This is a genomic window from Clostridium sp. HV4-5-A1G, from assembly GCF_900184915.1.
Lineage (GTDB): Bacteria > Bacillota > Clostridia > Clostridiales > Clostridiaceae > Clostridium_B > Clostridium_B aromativorans.
Window position 1 is genome coordinate 1 of the sequence record NZ_FXYI02000133.1, and the last position, 9933, is coordinate 9933.

Annotated in this window: 4 protein-coding genes and 1 pseudogene; all 5 read right to left on the reverse strand. The window is 33.4% G+C overall.

Annotation, left to right across the window (positions count from 1 at the left end; genetic code table 11):
* Window positions 1–186: 186 nt before the first annotated feature.
* A complete protein-coding gene (locus J5G60_RS13225; protein ID WP_150358750.1) occupies window positions 187–4380 on the reverse strand; it encodes an OmpL47-type beta-barrel domain-containing protein in 4194 nt (1397 codons plus the stop codon).
* Between the two features lie 143 nt (window positions 4381–4523).
* The gene (locus J5G60_RS13230) at window positions 4524–5207 is read right to left on the reverse strand and encodes a hypothetical protein (protein ID WP_150358751.1); all 684 of its coding nucleotides are present in this window, start codon (window positions 5205–5207) and stop codon (window positions 4524–4526) included.
* Between the two features lie 15 nt (window positions 5208–5222).
* Window positions 5223–8048 (reverse strand): NlpC/P60 family protein, encoded by a 2826-nt coding sequence (locus tag J5G60_RS13235; RefSeq protein WP_207876553.1) that lies wholly within the window; start codon window positions 8046–8048, stop codon window positions 5223–5225.
* A 107-nt stretch (window positions 8049–8155) separates the two neighbouring features.
* A complete protein-coding gene (locus J5G60_RS13240) occupies window positions 8156–9595 on the reverse strand; it encodes an ATPase, T2SS/T4P/T4SS family (protein WP_150358912.1) in 1440 nt (479 codons plus the stop codon).
* Window positions 9596–9651: 56 nt separating this feature from the next.
* Window positions 9652–9933 (reverse strand): annotated as a pseudogene (locus tag J5G60_RS13245) (S1 RNA-binding domain-containing protein); the annotation flags it as partial.

Below are 9933 nucleotides of genomic sequence, written 5' to 3' on the forward strand. Positions count from 1 at the left end.
ACGAGATCTAGTACGTTCTCTTGGGCTCTGATATTTGTATAAGAGACAGGTATTATACTTTCCATATACTCCTTTTGGCGTATTTTTTATATAAATTTTATGTATAATTTTTACATTAATTACATATAAAGAAGGTTATACATATTATATTCGCATTAATTATGTATAACCTTCTTTAATATTATTTTATTTTACATATTTAGAAATAATGCTAAGAACCTTCTCAAGATTTGTTTTTGCACTACTTTGGGGAAGCGATTCTACAAGTGATGCAGCTAAATCAAAATCTGATTTCAACTTTGTTCTAGAAACTTTGGTTACAGCTGCATTTGCTTCATTTATTTCAGCTGCAGCTACTCCTTGCACTTTTTGCTTTATTCCCCTAAGCTCAATATTATACTTCGCTTTATCTATTCCTTGTGGTAAATTATCTATTGCTTCTTGTGCTGCTTGTATATCTTCATATGAAAGGGATTGGCTTGCTTTATTCAAAGCATCTATGACTTTATCTATGGCCTCCTGCACAGCTTTTTTCTGTGCCAATTTATCTTCTATAGTATCAATTCGTTTATTAAAATTTCCCTTTGTATCACTTACGCTGTCAGGCAAATCATCTATTTTTCCTTTTAAATCTTTTATCTTATTCTCATATGCATCTATATCTATCGCTGCATTATAATTCATGCGATAACTTATATCCCTATCTAGTGCAGTTATTTCTTCATCTATGCCCTTTATATCATTATTTAATTCTATTTCATTTTCTACAACATCAAGCCTCTTATTCAAGCTGTCTTTTTTAGATCCATCAGGAAGTGTATTTACAACTTGCATTGCTGAAGTTACACTTGATTGTGTTTCTAATTTTTCTGCACTATCAACACGTGATTCTGCAGTATTAAACTCATTTATTAACTTCTCTACAGCAGCAATCCTGCCGCTCAAGCTTGTCTTATCCTGACCTGAAGGAAGATTGTTTACAAGATTTCTTGCACTATTTACATCTTCTTGTTCAAGGGTACTTTCTGCTTTTTCCACAGCTGTTTTAGCATTTATAAGCAACTGATCTTCTGCATTCTTTTTTACATTATTCAGCCTATTTTGAAGATCTGATACATCCCAACCTTCAGGTACATTACTTATAGCCTCTTGTGCCAAATTTATATCATCATCCGTTTTTGTATTCTCTGCCTTTGTAACCTTAGTTCCTGCATCTGCTATAAGCTTATCCACATACGATTTAACAGTATCAAGCCTACTTTGCAGTGATTTTTTGTCTGCTCTATCTTCTAACTCATTTACCTTATCTCTAGCTGCATCATAGTCAGCTTTAAATTTTGTTTTCTCCGCTGTTGTTACTGCTGCTGTTGCTTCGTCAAGTGCCTGATTATTTGCATTTATTTTATCTATAGAATCTTGAATATTTTTTATTTCATTTTTAAGATTGTCTTTATCAGAACCATCAGGTAATTTATCAACCAATCCTTTTGCAGTATCAAGGTCAGATTGGTTCAACGTATTCTTTGCTATATTCACTGCGTCTGTAGCATCTTTAATAGCTTTCTGGCTATCTATCTCTTTTTGTATATCACTGATTTCATTTTCAAGCTTTGTTTTATCATCTCCACTAGGAAGAGCATCAACAATTTTCTTTGCATTATCGAGGTCATCCTGATTTTTTGAGTTTTCTGCTTTATCTACAGCATTTGATGCATCTTCAAGTGCTTTATCCTTTACTGTTATATCCTGTGAAACTTCAGTGCTTTCATTTCCAGCATTATCTACTGACTTAGCTTTTACTGTATGTTTACCTGCACCTAAAGTAATTTGAGATATATATTTTTGATATGAACTTCCATCTACACTATAATCTACTTCTTTAGTTCCACTCTCTGAATCAGTACCAGGAGTAATAGTTATAGTCCCATTGTTATTTGCAATTGTCGGTAATGTCGGAGCTACCTTATCTATCTTACTTACTGTTACAACCTGAGTTGCTACATTTCCTGCTTTATCTGCTGCTTTTATAGTATAGGTCCCATTTTGGGTAGCCTTAAAACTTGCAGTATTTCCATTTACTACAGTACCATCTGGAAGAGTTATACTTGCAACTCCACTTCCCCCTGTTTCATCTGCTGCCGTTATATTTATAGTAGCATCTGTGTTCTGCCACGATATTGGGTTTCCACTTACACTAATTGCTGGTGCAGTAGTATCGGCTGGTTTAGTTGCATCTGATATAACTTTATCAACTGCAGAATCCCCTGCTGGTCCTTTTGAAATAAGTTGACTTGTAGGAATCTTAGAAACATCAGTATAAATTCCATTATCATTTTCTGCCTTAGTAACTACATCCGAATTTAATTTCACATAAGTGCTTTTTACCCAGCCTATCCAACCGTTATGCTCATTTACATAAACATCACCGGTGTCCATAACTATAAGCTTTGATACATTTGATGCCCCATTTGATATTACTGCCTTTGCATGGGTAATATCTATTCCGTGACTTTCTAACTTATCTCCCTGTACATCGGGTCCTATTCCATAGGTTGTACCGTCATTCATAAGGATATATTGATTATTAGCATCCAGCTGTACAAAAGACTTAACATTTGATCCGTTTACTGCAGTTAGATTATTTAAGCTACCATTGTTATCGACTGTCTGAAAATTTCCGTTTTTCAAAAGTACTGCTTGGTTTTTAGCTTTATCTACTATCTTAGCTAAAGTGGTAGTTTTCTTAAAAGTCCCATTCTGCAGTGTATATAAAAAGCCGTCTGACATTTCAAATATTCTGTTGGACCATATCTTATTTATAGTTACTCCGGATGGAGGTAATATAATTCCGGTATCATCCCTTAGAGTTCCGTCTTTCATAACAAATAAATCTTTATTTACATTCGTGGCATCCATAATATAGGCAACATTATTCATGTTAATTCCAAAAGTTTTAACATTTCCTGAATCATCAAGATATACTAGAGAACCATCAGACTTTTGAAGTAACATCTTCTGCGACTGGCCATTGGCATATTTATAGGCAAACATATCCTTAATATCATTTTGTTTAAGAGTCATATCATGGATACTTTCGTCTGTATCTACATATTTTAAGGAGCCATCTTTCATATAAAGTACTGTTTTTATAGTTCCATTTCCAAATATAAGAGTTCCTACATGGTCAATGGCATCACCATCTACAGCTAAAGTATCAGGATTGGTTGTATTGAAATCTTTATAATACTGCACCATACCATAATTATCTATTAAAACCATTTGACCATTATCAAGGAAGTACTTACCTTTAATTGAAGATTGATTTTGAATTATACCTCCCGAATGCATAGTTGAAGTACCATCATTGCCGCTTAAATTAAAATTCATAAATTGATTATTAGCATTTGTTGCTTTGCCATAGAAGCCTTTAAACCATGAACCATATTTCGTAGCATCATCAATGTTGTAGATATTGTCTACTTGCCAACTTCCCTCTCCAATTCCGATAATTGCATCCCATTCATTATCTGTCATAGTTCTTTTAGAAGAATCATAGGTACCACCATCTAAAATTCTAATTGTATAGGACATTCCATCTATAGTAATACTTTTGCCAGAATCTAATTGTTGCCTAGTTAAGTCACTTTTGCAAATTGAGTCAACTAGATTTCTATCCGCAATAAGAATCTTTTTACCTGTTTTGGGACTTGTCGCTAAAACCCATTGAACTTTATATGCATCATCGCTATCAGTATCTCTTATTTCATAATCACCTTTACCAAAACTATTATATGGATTATAGGTAATTATATCAGTAATTTTTCTTTTAGTATTATTTACGTATAAAGTACCAAATTTAACAACATCACCATCTTTATGACCATATATTAGAGGATCTGTATCTGAAACTTCAAGAACAGGACGCCAACCAATTGTTGCACCACCTGAAACATATCCTGAATTCGTTAAGTAACCTAAAGAAATATAATGGTCTGATTGAGATGCACAGTAAAGTTTAGTATTATTAGATCTATATCCTCGTAACATAATATAACTACCACCATTAAATAAAAAAGAACCATTTACCATACTGAGAGATTGGCTCCAATGCCATAGTGCATTATTTTGAGTCAAATTAGTGTCTATATTATCATCTCTATCCAAAGGATTTGATATAGGCAACCCATTTCCGCTAATCCATTGAACATTAGAACTTGCAGCCATAGCAACATTACTAATAGCAAGCTTATACCCTGCATCCCCTTTACTAATTTGCGGCATCATACCGCTTCCCACTAGCCCAACTGCAAGAGTCGCTGCTAGGCATACATTTTTTACGTATCTGTTTTTATCAAATACATTTAATTTCCTCTTATTCATAAAAATCAAAAACCTCCTTTATTTTACTTAATTACACAATACAATAAATTTTTATTTGTAAATTTGATGATTTCTTATCTATTCTTGGGGTCATAATTTACTGTAAATTTAAAGACCTCACCTTTTTAAGATGAGGCCTTCAATTATATTTGCCAGGATACATTCATTTCTATATCACTCGAATAACTTAATATAATAGTTTGATTTATACTGCAGTTTTTATTATTACTTAAAGATATGGTAAAAGATACTTTGTCATTATCCTTTTTATCAGAATTTTTATCTACAGTAACACTAACTGTACTTCCATTTAACTTTACAAAACGACTTTTAAGATTAAGAAGCTCGCTATACTTTGAAATACCATATGTCTTTTTCAAATTATCCTTCTTTTCATTAAAATACTCGTTTAAATCTTTACTGTTTTCTATGTCACTTAATCCCTTAATACCATTATTCAATTTAGTTTCTGTATTTATATACTGATCTGTGTTTAATATCTTTTTGCTAAATAAGAAATAAAGGGATACGGCAGGATTTGACTTTTCAGCTTCAGATACTTTTTGAACATCAGAAGCGGTTGAACCTTTTGCTGGAGTACTTAGATTATCTATATTTTTTATACGTGCATTATATTTCTTTGCATAATCCATATTTTCATCAAACCGCTTCTTTTCAGATAGGCTGTGTCCTTGTTTTAAGTATTCATATTTACCTGTAGTATTAAGTTTTCCTGAGTTAACTTTATAAATCAATGCACAGCTTATAAAAATTACAGCAATTACAGCTGAACTTATCAATATTACTTTTCTTCTAGTTAAATCCATCTTCTTCCCCCTTTACTAATGATTCAAAGTATCATTATAACTAATTCTGCTCTTAGTGACTCTCAACTTAATGCTTACAGTTCCAAATTCATTTGCAATTCCACCCCCGCCTGCAGTGTTATAATAAGAACCACTTCCAAAATAAATATCTATATGGGTACCTTTTATTGCACCGCCTCTATCTACTACTACATAAGCTCCATTTGCATCTACTTTCTGACCATTTGACATTACCCAATACCTTTTACTATCAGGTACCTTTACAATTACAAGTGTTCCAAAAGGTATAGAAGAATCTGCTGCTATGAGATGGTTGGACAAATTCTTATTTACCAAGTTCATACCATTCCAGGCTGCTATTGTTCCTCCATTTTCTCCAATATTATCACCTGTATATGCAGTTGCGATACCACTTTGATAAACTATGTTTGGATTATTAAACACATAATAATCGGAGCTTTCTGCAGCTATTATACTTGATAAATCCCAAGTTCGACTGTTTTGATTGTTTTTATTATAAGGATCATGGACAGTTACTTTATTGCTGCCGTCTATATCTACAAGTACAATATAATGGTTTCCTTGAGTAAAAGTTGATCCCAGACTTCCATATGATATCCCGTCAGTTCCATGAACATTTGCAATAACAGGATGTCCCTGCTTTAGTTCATTTACAACACTCATATAATCAGATCTATCATAGTGTTTCATCGTAAGTCCAAAGAATGATGCTGCCTTTAAAAAATTATCATTTACGTCAGTATCTTTATGAACTCCAATGTCATTAAAATAATCTGCCGCCTCATTTGGCTCCAAAATACCATCACTATTTTTATCATATCCTCCAAGTTTTCCTTCCAAACCGCTTACTACCATTGCAAGGGATGTAGGAGCTGAACCTAAGTCAGACATAGTAGAACCTGCATAAGAATTACTGCCCCATCTACTGTCCCATTGATAAAATGTAGGAATCATACCTGCTGAAATTCCAGTACTTGACCCTCCTAAATCTCCTAAAAGTGAATCCAATGTCAAATCACTCAATTTGCCATTTATCCAGCCTCCATTTTGCTCTTTCTTATCAAAATTAAAGCCAGATTCTATAATAAAGTAAATTGCATCATCCACATCTTTTTCTTGTGGAAAATCATGTTTTATTATTGATCTTAACTTAGCAAACAACTCACCTTGAAGCTTGTACCCTGAGTAAACAGGTTTAGTCACAGCATGAGTTCCTTCAGAATCAGTATAAGTTGAAGTTACTTGATTGTACTGTAAATCTATTTCTCCCCATATGCTGCTTATATGTGTAACCACTGCAATGGAACCTTTCTCTTCTTTGGTTACAGTAATTTTTTTACCAGTATCAACGCCTAAAATATTAACTTCTTTCTGGTAGGTAATAATGTCAGTTGTTGTCTGTTTAGATATTGTAAATTCCGGCTTTAATTCATCTGCTATCTTATGAGAATTTTTTTCTATCTTTTTCTTTATAATCTCCTCGGTAATTCCAGTTTTCTCGCCAACGCCATCAATTATGGAACTATTTTCGGATTTAGAATTGTTGTCGTCTTTTGATTTATCTTTAGCGTTATCATCAAAGAAATCCTCCGGCTTTATACCTAACGACATTTCCATATACTTCATATACCCAAACACATTACCAGGGCTTAAATAAAATTTTCTTATTATGTTATAGGCATCTGTATAATCTGTCTCTGTAGTATTTATTGTTGGTGTATAAGTAGTACTTGTATTGTTTACTGCAGTACTATTAGTAGTATCCGTACTAGATCCTGATGCAGAGCTGGATGGTGATTTAGAAGGAGGTACTATCCTTCTTGCACCACTAAAGTCACTTCTTCCACTCATTGCAGATACTTTCACGACATCTCCTGTTTTTGGAGCTTGAATATAATATCCTTGTCCTATATACATACCAACATGGCCAGGAGGAGTACCTTCAAAGAACACTAAGTCTCCTGGTTCCAGCTGAGATTCATTAATAGGAGTGCCTACATTAAATTGCTCCTGAGATGTTCTTGGCAAATTAATACCGAAGTGTGCATAGCAATATTGAACTAACCCCGAACAATCAAAGCCAGAGGGGCTTGTACCTCCCCACACATAAGGAACGCCCAGAAAAGACAGTGCATAATTTACCACATCATTTGTAGAAGTAAAGCTTCCTCTTGACAGTGAATTCTCAAAATCAGCACATTCTGATGGATCGCTGCTGTTTAAAACTGACAAAAGCTTTTTCTGGTTTTGTTTTTGTTTATTCAGTATATCTATTTTCCTTAAAATATCACTTTTCAATTTTTCAGTTTTATCCTTATTCTGTTTCAATTTTTTCACAATGCTTTCCCTTGATTTTTTGTCGTTTTCAAGCTTTTTTATATTATGGTCATCAAAATCCATTAGTGTTTTTATAATTATTGATTTTGAAATCAGATCATTGAAATTTTTAGAAGACAAAAGGATATTAATGTAGTTTTGTCTTAAACCTGTGACGTACATTTCCCTGATTCTTTTTTGAGCAATATCACTGGTGTCTTTTATGCTTTTGTTTATAGAGGACAGCTCCTTTGCATTCTTTGAAATGCCATCGTTTAGATTTTTAAGAGTTTGATTGTATTTTTCCAAAGCAGCAATATTCCCTTCTATTTGGTTATCCATAATTTCTATCTGTTTTTCCACATTGTCGTTCCAATTTTTATACTCTTGGGTGTTTGTATCTGAAGATATGCCGGAGGAAAGACTTGAAGGGCTTGCACAAACTTGAAAAGACATACTTAGACTTAACATTATGGTCATAGCCAACATACTTTTTCTAAGCAAAGAATCACACCTTTCTACATATTTTTACAATAATTATATAGTAAAAAGCATGCCTAAAAATTTATTTATAATCTCACTTAAAATCCATCTTGAAATTTGGTTATTTTTTAGATTCTTATTTTCTGATACAGATCATATAATTTGTTTCGATCATTTTCTGTAAATTCATAGTCCATAGCTCTGTCAAGAAAAGCTTCGGATATTCGATTTACTGGAATCAACTCATCCTTTCCCCTGTCATACTTAAGAAGTGTGCTCAATTCATACGGCCTGTGATAATCTTCAGGTTTAAATATCATTTCCGATACTTCCTTTATATATCTTTTGCCTGTCTGCCTGTTTATTGCTATAAATATAAGAATATTAACCGCTCTGGCTATATCATATAACGCAGATTCTTCAGTCTTGTATATTCCTCCGCGTAAAAGCATATTCTTGTAGTCATATATGAAGTCCTGGTTTGAGGAAGTGTGGAAACTCCCCATACTTCCCCTATTCTGCCTTGTCATTGCCTCCAGAGTTATATAGGCTTCTTCGGGAGTCAGTACCTCACCATCTATGATTACATCACGGTTCATCCTAAGTCCTGTCTTAAAACAGTCCTCCGGAGATTTCAGCTTAAAGAATCTTAAGTTTTTGACATCCTTGTCCGGGAAATATTTGAGTATGTTAAGCTCTAATGTAGATTCTATTGTAAGAATTGATACATTTTCTGGGATAGAAGATATGAGCCTTAGAAGATATGTTGTCTTACCTGTACCCTGTCCGCCAAGTACAAAAATATTGGGTCTGCCTTTCATTATGAGATCCATGAATTCTTCCATGTATTGGTTTGAAGTTCTTGAAGATATGAAAAACTCTTTTGAAAAGAAAGTGGCTCCAGTATACCTCAAGTTTAATGAATAATATCTGCTGTACGGCGGCATTACTGCCGTCACCCTGGCACCGCAGATTCTTTCGCATTTGACTTCCGGATTATTGAAGTCAAGAGGATGGAAATTATCCAATTTAGAAAATGATACACTTCTTCTTATAGTATCTTCATAGGAGATTTCATCTTTAAAATACAGTTTTTTTACCCTTTCTTTCCTTCCTTTTATCTGAAAGTTCACAAAATCTTTGGTATTCAGGTTTATTTCATTCAGGCCATCTACATCATTATAACTATAAGGATCTATCACCGAAAGTCCATACAGCTCCTGGAATATTATCTGTGCCAGAAGATTGATCTTTATGTTGAGTTTGTCATCCCTTTGAATACATAAACTGTTTATTATCATGTCAAAATTTTTATTTTCTCCTGTATATATTTTTTCAAAATAATTTACATGGTACTGTTCTATCAGGAAATTTATATTTTGGACATCAACCGATTTGTTTATATAATTTACAATTATATTCTTTAAAATATCTTTACTGTTAGGATCGCCAAAACCTGCCATCTGTTTTAATGAACTTAAATTTTTGACATTTTCATGATTGTCATCTACCATATCACTCATAAACCTTAGCAATCTATCTAGAGTATTTATTTTATAAAGCGCCATCTATCACCACTCCCATATATATTTGTAGGGCAGTTAAATTTAACCACCCTACAAAATTACCTTGCCCTTCTTATAAGCCTCACAAGATTGGCATCTATTTTTCGCATTTTAAGCTCTTCGGATTGGGAAATTCTTTTTATCTTTATAACACATGTATCACCAGGTTCAGGATTGAAACCCTCCCAGTGTGGATATGGACAAAGTGCGCTCACATGTTTTAAATGTTTCAGCTCAAAAAATATTCCAAAAGACTCTACTCCCGTTACCACAGCTTCATAACAGCTGTTTTTGGTAACTTTCTTGATATTTTCAAAATACGGATCATCTGTAGCTCTCTT